Raw genomic sequence first — 24,721 nt, 5'->3', positions numbered from 1 at the left:
GCGACATTAAATTGGGTAGATTGGTTCAACAAAAAGCGTGTACACAGCGCATTGGGTTATGTATCGCCTTTTGAGTTTGAAGCAATGTACTATGATAAGATTAACCCGTTAGGTCACGTAGCCTAACTTAAATAAAAATGTCTCCGACAAACCCGGTACGGTTCAGAATGATGAAGAGTGTAAAGTGATTTATGGTTCTGATGCCGATTCTATATTTTTACAAATTACTAAAGATATAGAGTGCCCTTTAAGTTTTATCGAAGATCCTAGTGAACGACTCCAACTATACCTTGATGAAATAAAATTCAATACTCACCAACAATTAGGTAATTTTTATCAAGAATTTATTCATGATTGTAAAAATCATCTAGAGAGAATCAACCATTCACAAAAGCTCGAACAACATCAAAAATACATCGACCTTGTCTATAAAATTCTTAAAATATTAGACCTAGAAGGTTCCTATAATTTTAAAGAACGTGCTAAACCATCCCAATACAAGCATCTCATTCAAGAAAGATTAAAAAATCTTTTTACTTTGAAAAAGCATTTACTCGAAGCATTAGAAAGCAAACCTAATAATTTTTGGGCTTTACTTAATCTTAGTCATACTTGTTTAACGATTTATCGAATTCAAAAAGAAAACAATTTGCTCAGTGAACCCAGCTTTCTTCAAGAAGCCGAAAATGCTCTCAACAAACTTAAAACAACCGATGAATACCGAAATAATACTAACAATATAATCAGTCGCATTTTATACAATCAAGCATGTTTAGAAGCTTTAAAAGATAATGTCGACTCAAGTTTAAATCTACTAGAAGCATCACTTAAACAGAATCAAAAAGATACTGAAAGCTATTTCACACTCCGTGATGTCGAAACAGATTTTGATTTCAAAAACTTACTCATGCATCCTAAATTCAAGGAACTCTGTAATCAATATTTTTAATCCTGATAGAAAATAAAAGACCTTTGCCACACACCCCCAAAATCCTTATAATTGAGCACAATTTTTATCTAATTTTAAGTGGATGACCATGAGTCGCGCCATATCGCATATTGATACCTTCCAAGGCTTAATTCTTGCCTTACAAAACTACTGGGCTGAACAAGGCTGTGTAGTCCTTCAGCCTTACGACATGGAAATGGGCGCTGGTACATTCCACACTGCAACATTCCTACGCGCTTTAGGCCCTGAAACTTGGAACGCAGCTTACGTTCAACCGTCTCGCCGTCCTAAAGATGGCCGTTATGGTGAAAACCCGAACCGTTTGCAGCACTACTACCAATTCCAAGTTGTGCTTAAGCCAAACCCAGACAACATCCAGCAGCTGTACCTAGACTCGCTTAAAGCAATTGGTATTGACCCGCTTGTACACGACATCCGTTTCGTAGAAGACAACTGGGAATCTCCAACACTAGGCGCTTGGGGCTTAGGCTGGGAAGTTTGGCTGAACGGTATGGAAGTGACTCAGTTCACTTACTTCCAGCAAGTCGGTGGTGTTGAATGCTACCCTGTTACAGGCGAAATCACTTACGGTTTAGAACGTCTTGCGATGTACCTACAAGGTGTAGACTCAGTTTACGATCTTGTTTGGACTAAAGGCCAGTTCGGTACAGTAACTTATGGTGACGTATTCCATCAAAATGAAGTTGAGCAATCGACTTACAACTTTGAATATGCGCCAGTAGATAAAATGTTTGAATTGTTCGACTTCTATGAAGCTGAAGCAACACGTTTAATCGAAGCAAAACTTCCGCTTCCTGCATACGAGCAAGTGATTAAAGCATCACATAGCTTTAACTTGTTAGATGCTCGCGGTGCAATCTCTGTGACTGAGCGTCAACGCTACATTTTACGTGTACGTTCATTGGCACGCGCAATTGCAACTAGCTACGTGGCAGCACGTGCGGAACTTGGTTTCCCAATGGCTGAACCTCACCTACGTGATGAAGTATTGGCGCAATTAAAAGCACAAGTTGAAGCAGAAGCTGCAGCGGAGAACAAATAATGTCTAAACATACTGTTTTATTTGAACTTGGCTGTGAAGAACTTCCTCCAAAAAGCCTGAAAAAATTACGTGATGCCCTGCAAGCAGAAGCGGTTAAAGGCTTAAATGATGCTGGCCTTGCATTTGACTCTATTGAAGCATACGCAGCGCCGCGCCGTTTAGCGCTTAAAATTGTAAATGTGGATGCTGCTCAAGCAGATACGCAAAAACGTTTTGACGGCCCTGCTAAACAAGCAGCGTTTGATGCGGAAGGCAAACCAACCAAAGCACTTGAAGGCTTTATGCGCGGTCAAGGCATTACGGTTGATCAAGTATCGACTTTCCAAGCAGGTAAAGTTGAAAAAGTTTGCTACTTAAAAGACGTAAAAGGCCAAAGCCTTGATGTGCTTTTACCGCAAATCTTACAAACTGCGTTGGATAATCTGCCAATTGCAAAACGCATGCGTTCTGCAGCCAGCCGTACTGAATTTGTACGTCCGGTAAAATGGGTTGTGCTGCTTAAAGACAACGATGTTGTTGATGCAACCATTCAAGACCACAAAGCAGGCAACGTGACTTATGGTCACCGTTTCCATGCGCCAGAAGCAATTACTTTAGCCAATGCTGAAGAATATCTTCCTAAGTTAAAAGCAGCTCACGTGGTTGCATCTTTTGAAGAGCGTCAAGCCATCATTGACGGTCAAGTGAAAGCTTTGGCTGACGAAGTAAATGCAATTGCGATTGTACCTGCGGACTTACGTGATGAAGTAACAGCATTGGTTGAATGGCCAGTTGCGCTGCGTGCAAGCTTTGAAGAACGTTTCCTTGCTGTACCGCAAGAAGCGCTTATCACGACTATGCAGGACAACCAAAAGTACTTCTGCTTAGTGAACAGCGATAACAAATTACAGCCTTACTTCATTACTGTTTCAAATATTGAGTCTAAAGACCCGACTCAAATTATTGAAGGTAACGAGAAAGTTGTACGTCCACGTTTGTCAGATGCTGAATTCTTCTTCTTACAAGATCAAAAGCAGCCGCTTGCGTCTCGTAAAGAGAAACTTGCGAACATGGTTTTCCAAGCTGAGCTTGGCACACTATGGAACAAGTCTGAACGTATTGCGAAATTAGCTGTTGCTTTAGCGCCAATTACGGGTGCTAACCCAGCGGATGCTGAAAAAGCTGCCCTTCTTGCAAAATGTGACTTAACTTCTGAGCTTGTGGGTGAGTTCCCAGAACTTCAAGGTATTGCGGGTACTTACTACGCAAGTCTTGAAGGTGAAAATGATGAAGTTGCTGAGTCTTTAGGTGAGCAGTATCTTCCTAAATTCGCGGGTGACGTTTTACCGAAAACGAAAACAGGTACTACCATTGCCCTTGCTGACCGTTTAGACACGCTCACAGGTATTTTCGGTATCGGTCAAGCGCCTACAGGCTCTAAAGACCCGTTTGCACTGCGCCGTTCTGCAATTGGTATTTTGCGTTTAGTGACTGAAAATGAGTTAGACGTTTCAATTGAAGACCTGATCAAACTTGCTTTAGCTGCTTATGGCGATGTATTGAAAGATCACGCGAAGACTTTGGCGGATGCTGTTGCATTCCTTGAAGGCCGTTACCGTGCGAAGTATGAAGACCAAGGCGTAGCTGTAGACGTGATTCAAGCGGTTCAAGCGCTTTCTCCAAAATCACCACTTGATTTTGATAAGCGTGTAAATGCGGTAAATCACTTCCGTAACTTGCCTGAAGCTGCCGCACTTGCTGCTGCTAACAAGCGTGTTGCTAACATTCTTGCGAAAGAAGCTGCACCTGAAGGCGCTGTGGTTGAAGCAAACTTGGTTGAAGATGCTGAGAAAGCATTATTCGCTGAACTTGCGAAAATCACACCTGTGGTTGAGCCGTTATTTGCTGCCAAAGACTACACTGCTGCATTGTCTGCACTTGCTGCACTTCGTGCGCCTGTAGATGCGTTCTTTGATGGTGTAATGGTCATGGCAGATGATGCTGACCTAAAAGCAAACCGTTTACGTATGCTTGCTCAGCTTCGTGACCTGTTCACGAAAGTGGCTGATATTTCTGTGTTACAACACTAAGTTCTGAATTAAATAAAAAAACCCGCTTTCGAGCGGGTTTTTTATTACTTTTAATATTTATTGACAGCTTACTTAAATCTTTCTAAATAATTTTTATTTTAAATTTCATAAACTTATTTACTTTATTTACTCTATAATCCTTCCAAAATATTCAATAATGTTAGAAGGGGGAATATTTAAAAATGAAGAAATTATTGGTTGTGCCTTTATTGCTTGCACTGGCTTTTACAGAAACGGGATGTTCTGCTGTTATGGCTTCAAAACAGCCTAAAAAGAAAGACCTATCCGTCATTGCACAAGGTATGCCACGTAGTACAATTTTAGCTGAAATTGGCTCTCCAATTGCCAGTGAAACTAAGCAGGATGGTAAGCGTGTTGATGTATTCTCCTTTACGCAAGGCTACAGCACTGCAAACCGCGTTGGACGCACACTGTTCCATGGTGTAGCCGATGTTGCGACACTGGGCTTATGGGAAATCGTGGCCACACCAACTGAAGCGACCTTTGATGGTAAAAAAGCAGCATTTGAAGTGACATACGACTTGAATGACCGTGTAGAGAAATTTGTACGCCTGCAATAAAAAACGTATTTTAAATATATTAAAATCCTGCTAAAACTAGCGGGATTTTTTATAAGAATAATAAATTTCAAATATGAAAGTTCCGCGTCATTATCGCCCTGATCTGTATCTTTTTATAATTCATGCCCTGCTATTAGCACTTAGTTTCGCTCTGGTGAAATTCTATCCACATATCATCACTAAGCCAGATATGAGTGGCCTGTTCTTTATGTTGATTTCGATTCTGGGTGGCATCATTGCTATCGTGATACTTGCAGTATCCTTGAGTCGCCTTGACCGTTCAGTTCGTGCATTAGCCATAAATAAATTTATCTTGGCTGTGCTGTATTGGATATCCAGCACGGCTATTTTTGTGTTGTCGGGTTATTCTGAGTTTTTGTTTAATAACCCACTGTGCATACTCATTTTTGCAGGCATTCTGTACCCAAGTTTGTATTTTTCTATCCTCAACATTGCAGAGATGCGTAAGAAAGACTGGCTCATAATAGGCGGGATATTGGGTAGTTTGGTAGTACTGTTCTTTTTGCCAGGGATTTAATTACACAAAAAAGGACGAGGCTTGCTGAGCTTTATTATTTTTTTATAGCCGTTATGGATATTTAGGTGCTTCAGCCCTAAGTTCCAATTACTGTTAAAAAACCGCTTAAATGCGGTTTTTTAACATACGTTTTAAGTGACAAAGTTAGGTTTTGAAAATAAATCTTATTCCCCTTTCAAAGTCATTTTTCGTAGTGTTAACGTTTTCATCCATTGTGAAGCTAACCAAATATGCAGCACCGTTAAAATAACGTAATAAACAAAACCTACTAAAGCGACCCATTCAATTTCATATGTGCCTGTACTACAAAATAATAGACTAATCCACAACTGCACAATCACTAAAATTAAACCCACCAAAAAATGTAAAAAAGAACGCACTAAACCCAACAACCACAAGCCAAATACACTCGATACCAAAACACCAAGCAGATATTGTCCGAGTGCCATGACCTTATGTACATCCTCTTCTGCCCGTTGGCTGTTATACCAATCATAATAAAAATCGGTTAAAAAGAATAAACTTGAAGCAACAAGCAACAGAAACTCCCAACCCAATAGTTTTAATATCTTTTTCTTCCATATAATTTTCATACCAGCCTCAGTAATATTAACTCTTATTATTTTGATCAATCATGATCTTTAATCTAACGATTGGCATTTAAATCATGACATCATATTTTATCTAAAAATTTACGAAGCATCCCACTCAACCTATTTTTCTGATGAAATCTCGATACTACCTATCCAAATACTGACGAAATTTTAAAAACTGGTTTAAAGCTCATTTTGGTATTTCAAATTACAAATCTTCATCATTCTTCATTTTTTGGATCATCAAAGCACCTTATTGCAAGTAAACTAAAGAGCCCGTACAACCCAAATACAAAAGCCTATTTCCAGATCAGTAACCTGAATTGGATTACACCATACACATGGTCAAAAGACACACTAACAACATAAGAGACTACAAGCTTTGTCCTAACTCTCCATTTCATCCGATGCTATTTTTTATTATTTAAACATTCGCATAAGGCAGTTATTTATCTATATTCAATGCTATACACTGTCAACATATAAAAAATATAGTCATCTTCATCTCAAATCCCTATACTCAAATACAACAACACTCAACAAGAAAGAACCTTATGAAACTAAAAGCACTCATTTTGACTGGTCTTGCGGGTCTTGCACTTAGCGCTTGTACATCTGCTCCAACAATTCCGCAAATCCAAGCTGGTGCATTACAAGAAGTCTCAAACATTGATGTCTACCCAAATACCACCAACAACAAAGCACAGCTCAACAAGCTAGTAGACAAATGCGTGATTGAATTTACGGGTCAGTTAGAAAATGGCAAAGTAGTAGAACAATGGACATTTAAAGGCTTAACGCTTATATCTGCTGGCTCTGCAACCTTCGCCAAAGATGGCACCAGCACAGCAACAGGCTTTGACCTACATGCACCAGAAGTCCAAAAGAACTTCCTTGCATTACGTCATCACTTTGCAAAAGAAGCCATTTCACAATGTGACTAATGTTCCGTTAAAACCGCATCACTCATTATCTGTATGAGTGATGCCCTTATCCACCTACAGCCCAAACTCCCCCACTCAAGGCTGACAATCTGAAATTTATTTACAATTCACAAGCATTGTTACCAGCCCTCCATAACTTCTCCTACAGCGTATTTGGCATGTAAAACGCTGTGTATGTTTTATCAAAAAGCGCCATTTTCAAAAAAATTGCATCTAATATCTCATCGCACACTCCGTCCTAGTACGGCGCAGTGCTCACAACAATGAGGTGTATAGAAAAATGAAATTATTAAAACACAGCTTAATTGGCACAGCTCTGCTGGTAGCTTCACCTGTCCTATTTGCAAATACAGCCATTTCTGCAAACAGTAGCACTCAGGTCGCTGTGCAAGCGCAAACACCAGGCGTTTTAAACAATCTAGGCCAAGACATTAAAACTATTGCGCATAAAACAGGTGATACCGTCGTCCAAGGCGCTGAACACACCAAAGAAGCCAGCCAAGCAAAATGGGACACCACAAAAGACAAAGTCGCTGAAATTAAAGCCACTCAAGAAGCAAAAGCTGAAGAGCACAAACAGTCATTGCATGACGATGCAGAAAAAAGCCACGACCTGCTGAAATCTAAAACAGAGCAAAGCAAAAAATTTGCATCAAATCAAAGCGAAAAAACCAAATCGTATCTAAAAAGCAAAAACCAAAAGCTGAAAGATCACATTAACCAACCACGCAGCGCAGGCTTTGACGGTGAAGGCTCAGCGCAGGTGAAAACACCTGTCGGTTCTGCAGAAATTAAAACTTCTGCAAAAACTGACGTCAGCAAAAAATAAGCCTGTATTAGACTTATTTTCCCAAGCTTCAAACAAAGCCCTTCATTTCCGATGGGCTTTGTTTTTATTGCACAACGCATTTGGCTTTCTCTTTTTACCGCGCCAAAACGCTGCTGTATAGATTTTGCATTCAAAACTTCCTATTGCGCTTTGCTTGCTTATAATGCGTTAAGACCCTTTAAGATGAATACACGTTGAGGTTTACTGCCACATGAAATTATTAAAAACCGCAGTAGGTGTAACTTTACTGCTGGCATCTCCATTACTATTGGCGCAAGCAACAGAAACTGCACCGCAAACAGAACAGCAAAACCAAAAACTGATTCAACCTTATGGTAAAAATCCAAACATCTTTCATGTTTGGGCCTATAAAGCCCAAGAAGGCGTGATTGGCGCGGCCAAAAATGTCGGTGAAATGACCGAGCGCGGTGTCGCAAAGGTTAAACCGTCCGTTGATCAAGCATGGGACAACACCAAAAACTTAGCATCAGGCACTGTACACAAAGTGGATAAAGGCGCAACACAAGCCGCGCAAACAGCCAATACCAAAATTCAAGAAACCAAAGAAGCCCTAGGCGCCAAACCGCAGCAGTCTGCACCCATTGAACAACAGTCTTTAAGTGAGCCATCTAACAATAATAATCGTAGTAACACCATAAACCCACAGCAGCAAAGCCAATCTGCAACCAACTCAGGCTCATCAACTACGTCTTATGCAGTCACCGATTTATAAGTCAGTGTTGTCTACACGCAAATAAAAGCCCATCACACGATGGGCTTTTTTATAGCTATTTTTAGATTTCTAAATACATTAATTCACTTTACGGATCGGCTGACCAGCCTTAAATGCTTCTGTATTTTCCACCATCTGCTGCACAATACGCTGACGTGCATCCACGCTACCCCATGCGCTATGCGGGGTAATGATTAAATTAGGTATAGAGGCATCCAGCAGTACATTACCTGCTTTAGGCGGCTCAACCGTCAGTACATCTGTAGCAGCGCCTGCAATTGTTCCAGCCTTGAGTGCTTCTGCCAAAGCACTTTCATTGACCACACCACCACGGGCGCAGTTAATCACAAAGGCGCTGGCTTTCATTTTGGACAAAGCATCCGCATCAATTAAATCGCGGGTATCTTCCGTTAACGGACAATGTAAGCTCAAAAAGTCCACTTGTGGCAACATTTCTGCAAACGCTATACGCTCAGGGCCAGCTGGACGGTTTGGCAAGGCTGCAATTTGAATCTGCATGCCAAATGCACGGGCTAAATTCGCCACGGCCTGCCCCAATTCACCATAACCCACAATGCCTAAGGTTTTGCCTGACAGCTCAATGATTGGATAATCCAGCAAACAAAATTGGTTGGCTTTGTTCCATTCGCCTTGCTGCACAGCTCGGTTATACTGACGGAAAGAAGTGGCCAAATTTAGCATCAACATAAGGGTGTGCTGTGCAACAGCTGCCGTACCATAGCCTTGGCAATTGCAGACGCTAATGCCTTGCTGAGCTGCCTGCACCAAATCAATGTTATTGGTACCTGTCGCAGAAATTAGAATCAGTTTTAAATTGGGACATTGCTGCATGGTTTGTGCATCAATCACCACTTTATTGCTAATGATCACATCCACATTTTTCACACGCGATAACAACTGCTCAGCACTGGTACGTTCATACAGCTGTAAATCATCAAAGACCGCATGTAGCGCACTAAAATCTAAGTCGTCTTTATCTAAAGATGCGTAATCTAAATATACCGCCTTCATGTGCTTTCCTTAAATGAGATGGGTTTAATGCATAAAATGGGCTGTTTTGCATTTAATCTAACAATGCGTGAAGATTCAAGAAAAACACATCGCTTTAACATACAAAATAACCCGCTATTTAGCGGGTTTATCTAGATGATAACGGATCGTGCTTCGAATCCGAATGACCACATAAACACTTAAAGCCAACATAATCATGAGAGCTACGGTCAAAACCGTGGCTGAAGATTCTGCTTGAACTAAGTCCTCAGCATAGATCATCGGTGAATAGCTCATACTGAGCAATGAACAACATACAGCAAGCATCAGTGGAGATTGCATACTGCTTTCCTCGCTTTTAATTTCATCCTTGGTCGATAGGCCATCCATCTATTGCCTATATTTCAACCATAGCATTCCAAACTAAAAAAGCAAGTCTCTCCCTGCCAAGGTCTTAGATCTGTCCTTCAGGTTGTGCTACAAATTGGCAGTCACTGTGTAAATCTTCAGCCATGCTGGTTGCACCAAATTCGTCTGTACTCAAATACTGCGCTTTATACGCCAATGCGTAATAGTCACTGTATTTCTTCATCAGCAATGGATGATGTCCTACCGGTACAGCTTCTTCTGTACGAATCAGTTTCATCATCTGCCGATCATTCATCACCACAATCAATGCTTGATCATTCCACACAATTTGCACGAGGCCATTGCCTTTGGCATAAACTGGAATCAGAAATTTATGATTTAAAGCGATGGCGCTAGCAGCATAACTTTCGAGCTTTTGGCTAATGACATTAAAGACCAAACCGTGCCCAAAGCGGTCGCGCAAAATACTACGCTTTTCTTGTGGCATGGTCACTTCAATACCCAGCTTACTGAGGTCTTGCTGGTCGACTTGCTTGTTGCGCAGTAATTCACGCAAGATCACTTGTTTCTGCTTGGCATCAAAAAACTGACCATCTAACATTAAGTCATTATTTTTTAAAATTTTACCCAAAGCGCTCGGATGACGTGGCAATAAGTTTTCAATCACTTTACGGTAATAAAACTTACTGTTCTTTTTCACCTTACGCATGCTTTGGTAAAAATAACCTGCATCAAAAGGATGGCGAATTAGGTCATGGACCAATGCCGAACTTGCTAATACCGCAATTGCATCGTGATTGGTATAAGGCAAATGTAAGTATTTTGCACTTGGTAACAGTGGCTTTAAGCATTCCACATGGGCACGATCTGCTGCATAGTAAGGATCATAAATAATGATGTATTCACGCGATGGCGCTACATCACCCAGCTGTACGCGCATGTGGCTATTCAGCTCTGGCTGATAAAACATGTTATAGCGTGGATCTTCAACATCTGTCGGATCAATCGAGAATTGTGGCACCATGGCCACCACACGTTGAACATTCAGCAAGTTAGAATATTTAATCGCAGCATAGCCACCCATTGAACCGCCATAAGCAATGCGGGTCGCAAACGGTGCGATCCAGCTTTGAATCTGCTCAAACATGGCCAACATCGACTGTTCAGGAAACCATGATTTCTGCTTAGGCATAATACCAATCACATTAAAATCATATTTATGCAATGACTTTTCAGCATTGATGCTATTGCCCTTGGCACGTGTAATCAAATCGCCAAATGAGAACACCAATTCATTTGAAGTGCCTTTTAAAAAAATAACCCGTATTTGGTCATCTTCAAAAATAATCTCTTTATCCATCGTTGTCCTGTTTAAAAAATCCTTTTTTGCTGATGTCACCAAGTTGCAATCTGCTGGCAAAAACTCGCCCGCATAAGAGTATGCTATTTTATAACGGTGATAAGGATTAAAAAGTGCAGAATATGACACAATCACTCCATCCTGCTGCAGAAAAAGGCTTCGGTGCAGGCGCGAGCCTCTACCAAAATGTCCGTCCAGATTATCCTAAAGCCATCAGCGCATGGCTAAAAGCGACGCTTGGGCTACATGCCAATGATCTTTTACTGGACCTCGGTGCAGGTACGGGAAAATTTCTCCCCTACCTAAAGACCATAAGCACGCAGATATTTGCTGTCGACCCTGTAGAAGCAATGCTCGCGCAATTGCATCTTGCTCATCCTGATGTTCAGACGCTACAAGCCATGAGTGATCAATTGCCTATAACTGATCAGTCTGTACGTACTGTGTTTTGTGCACAATCATTTCATTGGTTCGCCACGCACGATACTTTAGCTGAACTGCATCGCGTGTTGCAAAGTCATGGTCATTTGGTGCTCATTTGGAATCAACGTGATATTGGGATTGATTGGGTCAAAGCACTGGCAGATGAAATCTTTCCACTTGAAGGCGATACCCCGCGTTACCATAGTGGGAAGTGGCAAAAAGTATTTTCACAGCAAGCCTATTTCCACTTACAAGATCAAACCACCTTTCGCCAATTACATCATGGTACAGTAGAACAGGTTGTCTCCAAGCGCTTATTGTCTACCAGCTTTATTGCCGCTTTGCCTGATGCCGAGCAACAACGTTTAAAACAACGCTTTGAACACATTGTGTATGACTACACAGGCAAGCAAGTACAAGATGAAATTGATTTTCCATACACCACACATGTGTATGTCTTTAAAAAAAATGATTAGGGCGAGTTATGCATTACATGGTTAAATTTTTGGCGATACCTGTACTGTTAAGTACGACATTTTTCCTGCACGGTTGCGAACAAAAAAAGACAGCTCAGCAACCAGAAGCAGAGACGAGCGCTGATGATCGTATTATGAAAGAGCTGGCTTCTGAGCCGGTCAAAAGCTTTGCTAAAACCGCACAAGATCCAGATGATATTCGTGCACTACGAGACTATGACCAACGCTTTACCGCAGTCAGTGATGAGATGGAAGATGAGCTGATGCAGATGAAAGAAAGTGGCTCGCTCAGTCCCGAATTTGCTACCGAACGCAAACGTGACAATATTCAATCGGCCTTAAGCATGCTTAAGGAATTAGACCTTAAAACCGAACAAGGTCGCTATATCCAAGGCTTGATGTATCAATATTGGAATCAGCAACAACAACTTCAATTGGCTGAAGCACAGGTAGCTAACAAAGACGAAAATGCGGTTTCGAGTGCCCATATCAAAGGTTTAGGCCAGTTTATTCATGCACAAGAGCAGCTTGATCACTGGCAAGCTCAATACCCAGAACTGGCTCAACTCAATACACAAGCTGCGAGTGATGTTGCCACATCAGCTCCTTAATCTAGAACACAAAAAGGGTTCTACATGAATCCTTTTTTACTCAGTTATAAGTCAACTTAAAGCCACATCAGTCTTGATGCAAATAGGCGTGTACGCCTTCACCTGCCGCGCGACCCGTAGCGAAACAAGCCGTAAGCAAATAGCCCCCAGTTGGCGCGTCCCAATCTAACATTTCACCTGCACAAAATAAGCCAGACTGCTGCTTGAGTTGTAACTGTTCAGAGAGTGCTTCGCGCTTCACACCACCCGCACAGCTAATCGCCTCAGCGATAGGACGAAAACCTGTTAATGGAATACATAAAGCTTTAATCTGCTGTGCCAATGCTTCTGGCTGTGACCAAAGTGCCTTAGGCACTAACTCACGAACCAATGCAGCTTTAGCACTGTCTAGGCTAGCTTTGCGCCACACATTACTTTGTGACTGCTTTTTATTGGGCTGCAGTTTTTGCGCCAATTGTTGCACCGACACTTCTGGCATTAAATCCAAATAAAGTGTCATGCCTTGAGTCGCTTTAAGCATCGCCCTTAAAGCTCGACCTTGTTTATAAATCAGACCACTCTCTAAACCATAATGACTGATCACAATATCACCCATCGTACGCTCGCCTGCACCCACCCAAGCCTCTACACGCTTTAAGGGTTGGCCAAACACTGGTTGCATATATTGCGACCACGCCCGCTCTACGCCTGCATTACTGGCTTGAAAGGGTTCAATACTGTCGGCTTGTAACCAAGATTGCCATGCACCATCACTTCCGAGTTGCGACCACGACACAGCACCACAAGCTAAAACCATTGCATCAAAAGTTTCAGTCCGTGTTTCGTTCTGTTTTAAATCCAGTACCGTTAAATCTTGAGCCTCTAAGGCTGTCACTTGATGGCGATAATGAAAGCTTACACCATGCTCCACGAGACGCTTTAACCATGCGCGCAACAAAGGCGCAGCTTTCATTTCAATGGGAAACACACGACCTGAAGAGCCAATATATGATTCGATCCCAAGCCCCTTCATCCAATCTTGAATCCAATTGGCATCCCACTGCCGCACCCAAGGTGCAAGCCATTCTGCTTGGTCATAACGCTGAATAAATTGGGCTACAGGTTCTGCATGTGAAATATTTAAACCCGTCTTGCCTGCCATTAAAAACTTACGGGCAGCCGATGGCTTCTGTTCATAGACATGCACCTCATAAGCATATTGGCTCAGAACTTCAGCAGCCATTAAACCTGCTGGGCCAGCGCCAATAATGGCAACACGCTGTTTCATCATTCTGCTTCATTCTGCGTTGTGCTTGCAGTCTGACCCTGCAAAGGCTGAAAGTCATCAAAACGCGTTTGATAAGATGCAGGCTTGCTAATAATCAATTGCTGACACAACTCACCACGCTCTAAGTATTTAATTTCAAAGTGTGTACGAGCCGAATCAGCAGCGATAACTTCTTTAACAAAAGGCAACTTCCACACATCAATCAACTGCTGCTGTGCTTCAGCAATATATTCAGGAATATTACTGGCCAAAGTAATCGTACCGCCCACCTCTAAACGTGACAGTAAAAACTCAAAAAAAGGCATATTTAACCAGCGCTGTGCTGGATTATGTGGCTCTGGGTTCGGATATAAAATAAAAAATTGCTGCACTTGTGCAGGAAATAATGCATGAACCACCCAAGGCAAGGCATCCGCATGAATCGCTTGTAAATTTTTTTGACCTTCTATGCCATGTTGCTTTTGCATCGCAATAAATTTTTCACGTGTACGTTCCACAGCAATTAGTTGCTTATCCGGGTTGGATGCACTAAACAATAACGCGTGTTTCCCTTTGCCGGCACCAATTTCCACACAAATCGGTTGATTGGCAATAGCTTGGAAATCACGAGGTGCATGCATGCGCTGCGCTTGAAATTGACGAATCGGCATAATCAGATCAAACTAATAAAAACCGTACAAGTCTAACAAGTGTCGCGGTTTTTGCCTAATTGAATCATTTGCTCTGCTTGGAGTCGCCACTATGCCCACTTCTCTGAACTGCCCACGTTGTGGCGAACTCACTGTTTGGGAAAATAATATTTACCGCCCATTTTGCTCAGAGCGTTGCAAATTAATTGATTTTGGAGCTTGGGCCAATGAAGAATACACCTTACCCACCCAAGATGCGCCTCAAGCAGATGGTTCCGAGGAATAACATAAGACAGTATCACAATGTTGTTAGGTCTTTTATAGAGGGGACTTTCTTCCTCTCTTCAACTCCAAACCTACTTAAATAAGTAGCATTCCTACCATACATAACAAGTCACAAAACCGCCAAGCGCTTATACCATTTCATCAACCAATATACTTTTAACCTTCTTAAGCTACCTATGAAAATATCAGTAAAAATTTGCGCTTGTTAGCTTTGACTTCTCATAGATATGTGAATGTCATACATGGTAATTTTTTAGTGAAAAATGACTTTTTTGTCAATCACTTAGCGTTAAGTATTTTTATTTTCACCTCTATCTTTTTTTTAAGATTTAATTAAGAATATTGTCATTAATACAGATTATAAATAGTCATGAATACACAGCCTGTACTCATGTTTCAAGTGTACATAAATTTTACACTTAGTAGATGTGGGCCATCTTTATAGGCAACTCAAACAAACCTGTTGAAATGGCTTCAAAACAAAAAAAGAACGCTTTGGGGAGAGCTGTTGCTTATGAAAACGAAATTGATGTGCGCCATTATGGCGATATTTGTCTTATCTAGTGTGGGTTGTTTAATTATTGGAATACATAACTCAGACCTCATCTTTTTACTGATGGGACTATTAATGGGTACAGCTTCTGGTCTGATGTATCTAGAAGTTAAAAAGGAATATAGCAATCCTTTTAGTAAGGACTGAAGCCGAAGCTCCAGTCCTTAGTATTTAGCCAGCTTTACTTGCCACAAAAGGATTGTGTTGCTTTTCAAAGCCAATGCTACTGATTGGACCATGCCCAGAAATAAATTGGGTTTCATCTGGTAAGCTAAAACATTCACGTTGAATAGAATCTAGCAATTGCTGGTGATTGCCACGTGGGAAATCTGTACGGCCGATCGAACCTTTAAACAGCACATCACCTGTCCACAGTAGACCATACTGTGCATTGTAAAACATGACATGACCTGGTGTATGCCCTGGTGCAAAGCGCACTTCAAATTTTTCAGTGCCTAGTTGAAGCACTTCGCCACCTTCCAGCCAAGTCGTTACCTCAACTTTTTCAGGAATTGGGAAACCATACTTTGCCGACACTTCCTGAATCATATCTAACCAAAATGCGTCTTCTTTATGAGGCCCAATCACAGGCACATCCCACACTTTTTGTAGCGTACCTACTGCACCTGCATGGTCCAAATGTCCATGCGTTAACCATAATGCTTGGACCTTCAAGCCCAAAGCTTCAACTTCAGCTTTTAACTTATCTGGTTCACCACCAGCATCAATTAAAATGGCCTCTTTGCTAACCGAATCCCAAACAATGGAACAATTTTGCTGAAATGTTGTGACTGGCACAATTTTTACTTGGAGCATGGGGCGAGACCTCAAAAATCAATGCGCTAAAGTATGTTTTAAAGCATCAAGATTAGCTTGAAGCAAACTATTGAGCAATTGCAAATGATCAGCACGATTATTCAAAGCTGGAATATAGGCATAAGAACCACCACCTGCTTCACGGAATAACGTCGCATTTTCAATCGCCAACTCTTCTAAAGTCTCTAAACAGTCCGCCGAAAAAGCAGGACTGAGCACCTGTACAGACTTCACACCTTGCTTAGCCCATTCAGCCAGTAAAGCATCGGTATAAGGCTTCACCCACTCCTGCTTACCAAAGCGTGATTGGAAGCTGATAGCCCACTGATCCTCTTGTAAATCCAATGCGTTCGCAAGCAATTGAGCGCTCACGCGACAACGATCAGCATAGGGATCCCCCTTATCTGCATAAGGTTGCGGTATTCCATGAAAGGACATCAAAAGCTTTTCGGGCTGACCATGTACCGCCTGATAGTCTCGAACACTTTGTGCCAAAGCTTGGATAAAGAGCGGATGCTGGTAATAATCACGGATAATTGAAATGCCCGGTAAGTTGCGTTGCTGCGGGATCCATTTCGCAAAAGCGTCATATAAAGGCGCCGTTGAAGTCGCTGAATATTGCGGAAAAAGCGGGAATAAAATGACATGATCTGGCTGCTGTTCGCTCAGCTGCGCCAGCGTCTGCTGAATACCTGGATTGCCATAGGTCATGGCAGGAACAACCTGCAAGTCAAACTCAGGGTATTGCGCTGTCAGATGCTGCTGAACTGCTTGTACCTGCTCGAACAAAATTTCCCGCATCGGAGAGTCTTGCTGCCACACAGAAGCGTAGGCATGTGCTACACGCTTAGGACGGAAAGGCAAAATAAATAAGCGTAGGATCAGCTGCCAAATGGGTTTGGGGATTTCAATGACACGCTGATCAGACAGGAACTGTTTTAGAAATGCACGGACTGCTGGCACAGTCGGTGCATCAGGTGTGCCTAAATTGGCTAAAATCACCGTCACTTTTGCTTTCGGCGCAGAAGACATCACGCTATTCCTATGAATTAGACCAGCCTACTGTATCAGTTTTAAATCAATTTATTAAGTAGATTAATTTAAAGATTTAAATTGAAAAGTTCGATCAGAATCTAATAAATTACTTTCCAACAATTTCGTGGCCTTCGACGTGACTTGCCAAAGCATGCGTTGGCGGTCATCGCGACCAGATTGCACAATCCACTCATTTTGTCGCATTTGCATTTTGATACTGTGCAAAGCACGAATATTAATTTGTGCACGCGCAACTGCATGTGCACGAGGCATTTCTATACGCGCATCCGACAAGCCATTTTCATTTAAATATTCATTCATACGCTTGGAAAAATACTCTTCCGGCGTTGGATTCATAAATGTAGTGCCCAAAATACTCAGCATTTGTGCCCAGGTTAATTTTTTCTGAATTTTTAATTCTTTAAAATTACCGTCTTGGTAGGCATGCATGCGATATTCAAATGCAAAAACTTCATGCATCGACACTTTTGGTAAAGTTAAAAATGGATCGACTTCTCGCTTGCCTGCATCCGTTTCCAATTGTTGGATTTTATCTTTTAAAGCATCAATTTCATCTTGCAATACTTGAGTATTCTGTGGACGCACCCAACCCACCGCAGGGTAACGCTCCAACATTTGTGACATATTTAAACGCACTGCCATTTCCAAGTCACGCAGACTACGGTACGTAAAAATTTGATCTACTTCATTTTGCAAAAGCTGACGAAATTCTTTGAATTTTTCGGCTAATTCTGGCTTCTGATCTTGTAGCGCATGATCACGTGAAGATGGCTCATCGTGCATAAATACAATAATTGGCTTTTGCTTGGTCACTGCATAAATGTACTCAAGATGCATATATCCTACACCTGATACCGACTGCTCACCATAAGAGCTTCCCAATAAGATAATCACATAATCACAGTCATCAATTTGGCGACGTGCAAATGCAGTACTCAATGGTGTCCGTTGCTCTAAGCCCCAGGAGAAAAAGCCCATTCCCACAAGAGTCTGAGCTAAAATCATGCGTTCAGGTTGCATTTCGCTACCAGACGTAGAAATAAATACTTGATAACGCTTATCGAGCATTGGTTATCCTCTTCCAAGTGCACATTACAGCTACTGTGACTAAGGTCACAACATGTTCTGCGATATGACTACCCCATATAAAATAATTTTTAATTAATTAATTCAAAAGACTAACTTAAGTTATTTGATCATTAAATACCAATATTTTTAATGCTCCAAGTCAAATCAGGTGCAATAAGATGACTCAGAATTGGTTTTAAATGATCTGCATTTTGCCCACTGACATAACATTCAATGCGCACATGCTCTGGCTGCCCATCATGTTCAAATAATAACTCATTTTTAATTAAAATTCGGGCTGTTTGTCGCGCAACGGCAGTTCCTGAGTCAATTAATGTCATTTTCTGACCAAAAATATGCTGAATTGCGTCTTTTAAGAAAGGATAGTGCGTACAACCTAAAACCAAATAGTCGACATTTTGATCAACAGCAGGTTGTAACACCTCTTTAAGCGTCACCAAACATGCCTCACTCATCTGAGCACCGGCCTCAACAAAAGGCACGAGGTCTAAGCACGTAATCGTGAGCACCTCAACCTGTGCAGGTTCGGCAAAGCGAGTCATCACATCTTTGATTAATTGACCACGAAAGGTCGCTGGTGTTGCAAGAACCGCAACTTTTTTTGATTTGCTTTGTAATACTGCAGGCTTAAGGGCTGGAACTAAACCAATGATCGGAAAGTTTTCACCATAATGCTCACGTAAATAATCCAGACTAAATGCAGAAGCAGTGTTGCAAGCCACCACTGCAATTTTACAGCCTTGACGATATAACCACTCAATAGCATGCGCGGTAAGTTCACGAATATTTTGATCTTCACGTGGGCCGTATGGCACATGTGCTGTGTCGGCATAATACACAATGCGTTCTTTGGGTAAATAACGTGCAATTTCTTGTGCAATGGAGAGCCCACCAATGCCCGAATCAAAGATTCCAATCGGTGCATCTGCCCCAGCTTTTGGCATTGGATCATGGAGTGGGTATAGAGGATGTATCGCGCTCATAGTACAGAGTTAAAATTGACGTATTCGATTCAGAAAGCTTAAACCTCAGCTGTCTAATTGCAAGTGCAAATTACCACTTTTCAAGCTTAATTGTGCCTGACCTTGTTCATTTTCAGTTAACTCTCCCATTTGCACCAAATGCATAAATGTCGCGCGCTGAATTAATGCATTTAACCCAAATCGGACCTGTACATAAGGTCTTAATTCACCAGCAAATTCACGCATAAATATACGATGTGTTGCATCAACCACCACAATATCGTCTGTAGTTGTTGTGAACTGGATATAGCGCTGACCTTCTATCTGAATTTCATCAACCTGATTCACAAATAAAGGCTCATCTTCGACCTCTATTTCAATCTGCTCGACTGGGGTTTTTAAATAGAATTTATCTGCCTCTTTCCACAGTACAGTTGAGAATAGATTTATGAGGGCTTGGCGCTTGATCAATTGACCTTCGTGCCACCATTCTCCATTGGCTTTTACCTTCAAATCCATAGCGCCACAATGCTTTGGGTGCCATTGCTCTAAAGGGGGAATTGACTTTTTGTGACCGAACTGTCCATCTTTTAAGTATTGTGCAATCGCCATTAAATTTTTATTATCGGCTTGAGCTGTTTCTTTCGCCGAATTTGAGGGATTTTCATGATTATTCATAGCAGAAGACCTTACTGACGGAAAAATAATATGATTCAGCCAATTGGCTAGAACAAGGTTTAAAACTATACTAGCCCACAATATAAAAGGCACGATAATAAATTTGTGTCTAGGAATTCAGAACACTCATGGCAGCGCCAATATTAAAACGCAATATTGGTAGCCACCTTCAAACCAGATGAGGAGTCCGACATGGAACACATCGAACGTGAATCGATGGAGTTTGACGTAGTAATCGTTGGTGCAGGCCCAGCGGGTCTTTCTGCTGCGATTAAAATCCGTCAACTTGCAATTGAAAATAACCTGAACGATTTGTCCGTTTGTGTCGTAGAAAAAGGCTCCGAAGTAGGTGCACATATTCTGTCTGGCGCTGTGCTTGAACCACGTGCAATCAATGAATTGTTCCCTGACTGGAAAGAACAAGGCGCGCCTTTAAATGTGCCTGTTACTGAAGACAAAACCTATTTCTTATTGTCTGATGAAAAATCGCAAGAAATGCCGCATTGGATGGTGCCAAAAACCATGCACAATGACGGCAACTATGTCATTTCATTAGGCAACGTGGTTCGCTGGTTAGGTACGAAAGCAGAAGAACTTGAAGTATCAATCTTCCCAGGTTTTGCAGCGTCTGAAATTCTGTATCATGAAGATGGTACGGTTAAAGGCATCCAAACTGGCGATATGGGTATTGGTAAAGATGGCGAACCAACGCACAACTTTACCCCTGGCTATGAACTGCATGCCAAATACACAATTTTTGCAGAAGGCTGTCGTGGTCACTTAGGCAAACGCCTCATTTCTAAATTTGATTTAGATAAAGATGCTGATCCGCAGCACTACGGTATTGGTATTAAAGAGCTTTGGGAAATCGACCCTGCAAAACATAAAGCAGGTACGGTTATGCATGGCGCTGGTTGGCCTTTAACTGAAACAGGTTCTTCAGGTGGCTGGTGGTTATACCACGCAGAAAACAACCAAGTGACTTTGGGTATGATCGTAGACTTGTCATATACCAACCCGCACATGTATCCATTCATGGAAATGCAGCGCTGGAAAACTCACCCGCTGATTAAACAATTCCTTGAAGGTGGTAAGCGTATTTCTTATGGCGCGCGTGCTGTAGTAAAAGGTGGTTTTAACTCGTTACCTAAATTCACTTTCCCTGGTGGTAGCTTAATTGGTGATGATGCTGGCTTCTTGAACTTTGCAAAAATCAAAGGCTCTCACACTGCCATGAAATCTGGCATGCTGTGCGGTGAAGCTGTATTTGAAGCGATTGCAGCGGGTGTAGAAAAAGGCGGTGACCTTGCCATTGCTCGTGTGACTGAAGGTGAAGACTTCTTCGCTAAAGAAGTGACTGCATACACTGAGAAATTTAACAACAGCTGGTTAAAAGAAGAGTTATATAACGCGCGTAACTTTGGCCCTGCAATGCACAAATTCGGTACATTCGGTGGTGGCGCATTTAACTTTATCGATCAAAACATCTTTAAAGTGCCGTTCACGCTGCGTGACTTACAGCCAGACTACAGCGCACTTAAAACTGTTGAAGCGAACAATGTTAAACCGAACTATCCAAAACCGGATGGCAAGTTAACATTTGACCGCTTATCTTCTGTATTCGTATCGAATACGGTTCATGAAGAAAACCAGCCTGCTCACTTGAAACTGACAGATGTATCTATTCCAGTAAACGTAAACTTGCCAAAATGGGATGAGCCTGCTCAGCGCTACTGCCCTGCTGGTGTGTATGAAATTATGGAAGAAAATGACGGTTCTAAGCGTTTCCAAATTAACGCAGCAAACTGTGTACACTGTAAGACTTGTGATATTAAAGACCCGTCACAAAACATTACTTGGGTAACGCCTGAAGGCGGCGGCGGTCCAAACTATCCGAATATGTAATCTCTTTTTGAGATAAAAATAAACCCGCTGAGTGCGGGTTTATTTAGTTATATATAAAAGAATTCATTTAATTACTTAATCGTTATATCGTATTTTTTCTTAAAATTTGTCATACCACCAAAAGTACCGCCTACAAAATTACCATCTAGCAAAATATAGTAATTTCCTTTTACTCTTGGAGTCCCATACACTTTTATAGTATTCTGGAAAAAAAAATCATCTTTCCCATTTTTCTGGATACTAATTCCAGAGTTTTCTGGCAAATCTGTTTTAATAACAAGATCCCCTATAATTTTTAACTTTTCAATTTCAATACTATTATCATAATTTTCACCATATTTTAATTCTGGTAATTTATTAGGTTCTATTTGAATTTTATGGTTACATCCTAATAACAATAAAAAAACAAAAAAAAATGGATAATAAAAATTATTTTTCATTATGCTAAACCTCGCTCATATATATACACACCCCAAGTATAACTAATCAATTCGTCTAACGTTAAATTACTATTTTGCTCAAAGGATTCCCCCCAACTAAATGCTTTAAAGCTAACAAATTGAGATTTCAAACTTGAGGAATTTACTAAATTACCAGCTACTTTGATGTTATCATCTAAAACCACCCAATGAGTAGGAATCACGTTAGAGTGTCTTGTTTGGCCTTTTAAAATACTACTACTTGTTAACAACACAATAAAATATTTTTTTGCATCATAGTTACTAGTTTCTATTAATGCTTTAAATTTATTTTCACCAATATGATAAAAAATTACTTTTTTAAAACCAATTAATCTAAACCATTCAAGCACATCTCCTGGAGGGCTTACAGCAGTTGGTGACTCTCCCAATTCAATAGTATAATCAAAAATAATATTTGCCGAATCTCTAAGACTTCCTAATGTAATCCAATCAACAGCGGGTATTAAAGGTTGATCATTGCTATCAAAATAATTTTTAACTGTTCTAGCTCCGTCTTTATCAGGTTTTATTTTCAAATCATTAACCTGAGTTTCTCCTTTTTCCCATAAATCTTTAACAATTTTTTTATAAATATTAGCATTTGCATTCAGAACACAATAAAAAAAAGCTGCTGGACCACATAAATTTGTTCTGTTCTGATCTGGATATTTTTCTTTCAATCTACTCAATAATCCTTGCTGGATCTTTTCCTTTGTAAATGGATCAAGTTCATCACCTACTGGATGTTGAGTGCTTACAAAAATTCTCTTATTAGTTATATTTAATTTTACTAAATTCTTATTACCCCCATTAACAACCTTAGTTATACCATTAGCTTCCATATAATTAACAAAATCATATTTAATTTTATTGTTTTTTATATTATCAAATGTAAATTCAGAAACTATATTTGTTATTATTTTTTTATCAATAACGACTGTAAAAGTAACACCATCACGCTTGTATAAAGTAAATTCTATAAGCATATCCTTTGCTGAATCTACACTCGAAATAACAGTAAATAATTCCGTCTGATAGTTGTTTTTTAATGGATATTTAACTCCTTCCTTAATTTTCTTCCCACTATCTGAAACAATTTTATTTGTTGATATATTAAATATGCGAAAACTATAATATAGTTTTTTAACAGGCACATTAGATTTAACTACAACAAATGGGTAAAAATCAGCCATACTTTCCTCTAAATATCTAAATAATTATTTATTTTTAAATGAATAGAGACTTTTTCTTTATTCATAGTTTTTATTGGATTTGTATAACCCTGATCATCAGTTACACTTTCAAACACAGAACCATTTTCCAAGAAAGCAATATATTTAGTATTTTTATAAGGAATACCATCATCATCTTGCATTAAAAACACAACATCATATTCATTTTCATCCCCTAAAATGGGTAAAGAAGTCTTTGAAGCCTGAACAATTGCTCCCCCCTGCAAACGTATGCTGCCCTGCCTTCACCTCAAACTTTCCAGCAGTCGTTGGCAACACCCCTGCACTACTGATTTCAATTTGACTGCCACCTGCAGTCAGCACTATTTTCTTACTGGCTTTAATTTCCACGCTATCTTCCGTCGAAATAATTTGAATACCTTTTCGTGCAATAAAGTCCGCTCCATCACATTGGGCTTGGATTTCAACTTTGCCTTTGCCTGCATACGCACGCAATCCTTCTTGCGCTGCAAATAGACTAATCTTGCTTTGTGCATGAGCAATGAAGGATTTTTGACTGCTGATATTAATGCTATCACCTGCACTTTGGCTAATCTGCCTATCTGCTGAAACATGTATATCTTCATTGCTCGTCATCGCAATTGAGTTGGGCGCAGATAAAATCATTAAAGCTTGTTTAAAAGCATCGGCTTTTTCTTGACTGCCTTTTTCGATTTGTGCAATGAAGTTTTTTAAATTATCTAAGACTTCAAGCGGGTCAGTCTGTTGATTCTTAGCCACTTCACTTAATGCTTTACTGCTGTTTAAGTTGGCTTCGATTTGTTCTTTTGCAGCTTGTGCATCGAGGTGCATTGCTGCTGCTTGTTGTTGCGGGTGCGTACTGACAAGTAGCCCCTGTCCTGCACGTACTGCTCCCCATTGGTCTGTTCTTAGTTCAAAGCCCTCGCCTCGACCTTCACTTTCTGCAGTTTCTTTGGGATGACTGAGGTTTCCTAAGTTGAGCTGAGTGGCGCCATGGGTACTTTGTAATTGTGTAGATATCTGTCCAGTCGTATCATCAAAGCGCAGTTGTCCAAAGCCTTCACCTTGTACTTCCTTGCTTTTTATTCCAGCCAGCTTTTTGGTCTCGGGTAATTGACCTTTATTGTCAAACTTGGTTGGACTGCGCTGTGCTTCATGTATGCGCCCCACCACAAATGGTCGGTCGATATTGCCGTCAAAGAAGTCGATGACCACAATTTCATTAATACGCGGCAAGAATCTTGCGCCATAGCCTTC

General features: G+C 40.8%; 27 protein-coding genes and 1 pseudogene. 13 read left to right on the top strand and 15 right to left on the bottom strand.

Going from position 1 to position 24,721, the window contains the following annotated elements; all coding sequences use genetic code 11:
• The 6 genes from HYG93_RS17720 to HYG93_RS17695 form a co-directional block, all read left to right on the top strand.
• On the top strand, positions 1-126 hold a 126-nt coding region (locus tag HYG93_RS17720), incomplete at its 5' end, for an IS3 family transposase (protein ID WP_372659246.1).
• Positions 127-184: 58 nt separating this feature from the next.
• Positions 185-949 carry a hypothetical protein gene (locus HYG93_RS17715; protein ID WP_137287910.1) on the top strand — a complete coding sequence of 255 codons (765 nt, stop codon included), beginning with the start codon at positions 185-187 and terminating at the stop codon, positions 947-949.
• 88 nt (positions 950-1,037) lie between these two features.
• Complete coding sequence (gene glyQ, locus HYG93_RS17710; protein WP_117006853.1) at positions 1,038-2,012, top strand: glycine--tRNA ligase subunit alpha; 975 nt, start codon at positions 1,038-1,040, stop codon at positions 2,010-2,012.
• Entirely contained in the window at positions 2,012-4,081 is a 2,070-nt protein-coding gene (glyS, locus tag HYG93_RS17705; RefSeq protein ID WP_120366244.1) for a glycine--tRNA ligase subunit beta, read from the top strand. Before glyQ ends, glyS begins: the two co-directional genes overlap by 1 nt.
• Before the next feature lie 182 nt (positions 4,082-4,263).
• Positions 4,264-4,662: a hypothetical protein gene (locus HYG93_RS17700; protein ID WP_106986515.1), complete on the top strand. Its 399-nt coding sequence runs from the start codon at positions 4,264-4,266 to the stop codon at positions 4,660-4,662.
• A gap of 208 nt (positions 4,663-4,870) precedes the next feature.
• Positions 4,871-5,200 carry a hypothetical protein gene (locus HYG93_RS17695; RefSeq protein WP_227865814.1) on the top strand — a complete coding sequence of 110 codons (330 nt, stop codon included), beginning with the start codon at positions 4,871-4,873 and terminating at the stop codon, positions 5,198-5,200.
• A 164-nt stretch (positions 5,201-5,364) separates the two neighbouring features.
• Here HYG93_RS17695 and HYG93_RS17690 read toward each other — a convergent pair whose 3' ends face one another.
• Positions 5,365-5,793, bottom strand: coding sequence for a hypothetical protein (locus HYG93_RS17690; protein ID WP_106986517.1), 429 nt, complete (start codon positions 5,791-5,793; stop codon positions 5,365-5,367).
• Between the two features lie 554 nt (positions 5,794-6,347).
• Between HYG93_RS17690 and HYG93_RS17685 the strand changes: the two genes are divergently transcribed.
• The 3 genes from HYG93_RS17685 to HYG93_RS17675 all read left to right on the top strand — a co-directional run bounded on the left by HYG93_RS17685 (position 6,348) and on the right by HYG93_RS17675 (position 8,299).
• The gene (locus tag HYG93_RS17685) at positions 6,348-6,737 is read left to right on the top strand and encodes a hypothetical protein (RefSeq protein ID WP_106986518.1); all 390 of its coding nucleotides are present in this window, start codon (positions 6,348-6,350) and stop codon (positions 6,735-6,737) included.
• A gap of 280 nt (positions 6,738-7,017) precedes the next feature.
• Complete coding sequence (locus HYG93_RS17680; protein WP_120366245.1) at positions 7,018-7,566, top strand: hypothetical protein; 549 nt, start codon at positions 7,018-7,020, stop codon at positions 7,564-7,566.
• Between the two features lie 211 nt (positions 7,567-7,777).
• On the top strand, positions 7,778-8,299 hold the full coding sequence (locus HYG93_RS17675) for a hypothetical protein (RefSeq protein ID WP_228198944.1): 522 nt from the start codon (positions 7,778-7,780) through the stop codon (positions 8,297-8,299).
• Between the two features lie 78 nt (positions 8,300-8,377).
• Here HYG93_RS17675 and HYG93_RS17670 read toward each other — a convergent pair whose 3' ends face one another.
• The 3 genes from HYG93_RS17670 to HYG93_RS17660 form a co-directional block, all read right to left on the bottom strand.
• Complete coding sequence (locus tag HYG93_RS17670; protein ID WP_120366246.1) at positions 8,378-9,331, bottom strand: 2-hydroxyacid dehydrogenase; 954 nt, start codon at positions 9,329-9,331, stop codon at positions 8,378-8,380.
• A gap of 114 nt (positions 9,332-9,445) precedes the next feature.
• Entirely contained in the window at positions 9,446-9,652 is a 207-nt protein-coding gene (locus tag HYG93_RS17665; protein WP_130125648.1) for a hypothetical protein, read from the bottom strand.
• A gap of 112 nt (positions 9,653-9,764) precedes the next feature.
• Complete coding sequence (locus HYG93_RS17660; protein ID WP_120366251.1) at positions 9,765-11,039, bottom strand: hypothetical protein; 1,275 nt, start codon at positions 11,037-11,039, stop codon at positions 9,765-9,767.
• A 122-nt stretch (positions 11,040-11,161) separates the two neighbouring features.
• On the opposite strand from HYG93_RS17660, the gene HYG93_RS17655 reads away from it, so the two are divergent.
• Together HYG93_RS17655 and HYG93_RS17650 are read left to right on the top strand one after the other, a co-directional pair.
• Entirely contained in the window at positions 11,162-11,938 is a 777-nt protein-coding gene (locus HYG93_RS17655; protein ID WP_120366247.1) for a class I SAM-dependent methyltransferase, read from the top strand.
• Between the two features lie 8 nt (positions 11,939-11,946).
• On the top strand, positions 11,947-12,549 hold the full coding sequence (locus tag HYG93_RS17650; RefSeq protein WP_120366248.1) for a hypothetical protein: 603 nt from the start codon (positions 11,947-11,949) through the stop codon (positions 12,547-12,549).
• A 67-nt stretch (positions 12,550-12,616) separates the two neighbouring features.
• Here the strand turns inward: HYG93_RS17650 and HYG93_RS17645 are convergent, their stop codons facing one another.
• The gene (locus HYG93_RS17645; protein ID WP_106986526.1) at positions 12,617-13,816 is read right to left on the bottom strand and encodes a TIGR03862 family flavoprotein; all 1,200 of its coding nucleotides are present in this window, start codon (positions 13,814-13,816) and stop codon (positions 12,617-12,619) included.
• The gene (locus HYG93_RS17640; RefSeq protein ID WP_171356310.1) at positions 13,816-14,472 is read right to left on the bottom strand and encodes an SAM-dependent methyltransferase; all 657 of its coding nucleotides are present in this window, start codon (positions 14,470-14,472) and stop codon (positions 13,816-13,818) included. Before HYG93_RS17640 ends, HYG93_RS17645 begins: the two co-directional genes overlap by 1 nt.
• Before the next feature lie 85 nt (positions 14,473-14,557).
• Between HYG93_RS17640 and HYG93_RS17635 the strand changes: the two genes are divergently transcribed.
• Complete coding sequence (locus HYG93_RS17635) at positions 14,558-14,731, top strand: DNA gyrase inhibitor YacG (protein ID WP_106986528.1); 174 nt, start codon at positions 14,558-14,560, stop codon at positions 14,729-14,731.
• A 723-nt stretch (positions 14,732-15,454) separates the two neighbouring features.
• On the opposite strand, the gene HYG93_RS17630 is transcribed toward HYG93_RS17635, so the two are convergent.
• From HYG93_RS17630 to HYG93_RS17610, 5 genes are all read right to left on the bottom strand, one after another.
• On the bottom strand, positions 15,455-16,099 hold the full coding sequence (locus HYG93_RS17630; RefSeq protein WP_106986529.1) for an MBL fold metallo-hydrolase: 645 nt from the start codon (positions 16,097-16,099) through the stop codon (positions 15,455-15,457).
• 18 nt (positions 16,100-16,117) lie between these two features.
• Positions 16,118-17,131 (bottom strand): ferrochelatase, encoded by a 1,014-nt coding sequence (gene hemH / locus HYG93_RS17625; protein ID WP_106986530.1) that lies wholly within the window; start codon positions 17,129-17,131, stop codon positions 16,118-16,120.
• Between the two features lie 63 nt (positions 17,132-17,194).
• Positions 17,195-18,223, bottom strand: a complete 1,029-nt coding sequence (locus HYG93_RS17620; protein ID WP_106986531.1) for a DUF4062 domain-containing protein — start codon at positions 18,221-18,223, stop codon at positions 17,195-17,197.
• Between the two features lie 131 nt (positions 18,224-18,354).
• A complete protein-coding gene (gene murI / locus HYG93_RS17615; protein WP_106986532.1) occupies positions 18,355-19,227 on the bottom strand; it encodes a glutamate racemase in 873 nt (290 codons plus the stop codon).
• A 45-nt stretch (positions 19,228-19,272) separates the two neighbouring features.
• Positions 19,273-19,884: a DUF1285 domain-containing protein gene (locus tag HYG93_RS17610; protein WP_106986533.1), complete on the bottom strand. Its 612-nt coding sequence runs from the start codon at positions 19,882-19,884 to the stop codon at positions 19,273-19,275.
• Positions 19,885-20,076: 192 nt separating this feature from the next.
• Here HYG93_RS17610 and HYG93_RS17605 point away from each other — a divergent pair, with 192 nt between their 5' ends.
• Positions 20,077-21,789, top strand: coding sequence for an electron transfer flavoprotein-ubiquinone oxidoreductase (locus HYG93_RS17605; protein ID WP_106986534.1), 1,713 nt, complete (start codon positions 20,077-20,079; stop codon positions 21,787-21,789).
• Positions 21,790-21,860: 71 nt separating this feature from the next.
• Here HYG93_RS17605 and HYG93_RS17600 read toward each other — a convergent pair whose 3' ends face one another.
• The 4 genes and pseudogenes from HYG93_RS17600 to HYG93_RS17585 form a co-directional block, all read right to left on the bottom strand.
• Positions 21,861-22,229: a hypothetical protein gene (locus tag HYG93_RS17600; RefSeq protein WP_227865816.1), complete on the bottom strand. Its 369-nt coding sequence runs from the start codon at positions 22,227-22,229 to the stop codon at positions 21,861-21,863.
• A complete protein-coding gene (locus tag HYG93_RS17595; protein WP_106986535.1) occupies positions 22,229-23,443 on the bottom strand; it encodes a hypothetical protein in 1,215 nt (404 codons plus the stop codon). Before HYG93_RS17595 ends, HYG93_RS17600 begins: the two co-directional genes overlap by 1 nt.
• A gap of 8 nt (positions 23,444-23,451) precedes the next feature.
• Positions 23,452-23,625, bottom strand: coding sequence for a hypothetical protein (locus HYG93_RS17590; protein WP_162368847.1), 174 nt, complete (start codon positions 23,623-23,625; stop codon positions 23,452-23,454).
• A gap of 78 nt (positions 23,626-23,703) precedes the next feature.
• Positions 23,704-24,721, bottom strand: a pseudogene (locus HYG93_RS17585) (DUF2345 domain-containing protein); the annotation flags it as partial.

The organism is Acinetobacter sp. SwsAc6, from assembly GCF_013391565.1.
In the GTDB taxonomy this organism is placed as follows: Bacteria; Pseudomonadota; Gammaproteobacteria; order Pseudomonadales; family Moraxellaceae; genus Acinetobacter; species Acinetobacter cumulans.
This window is presented reverse-complemented; position numbering and strand designations above follow the sequence as displayed.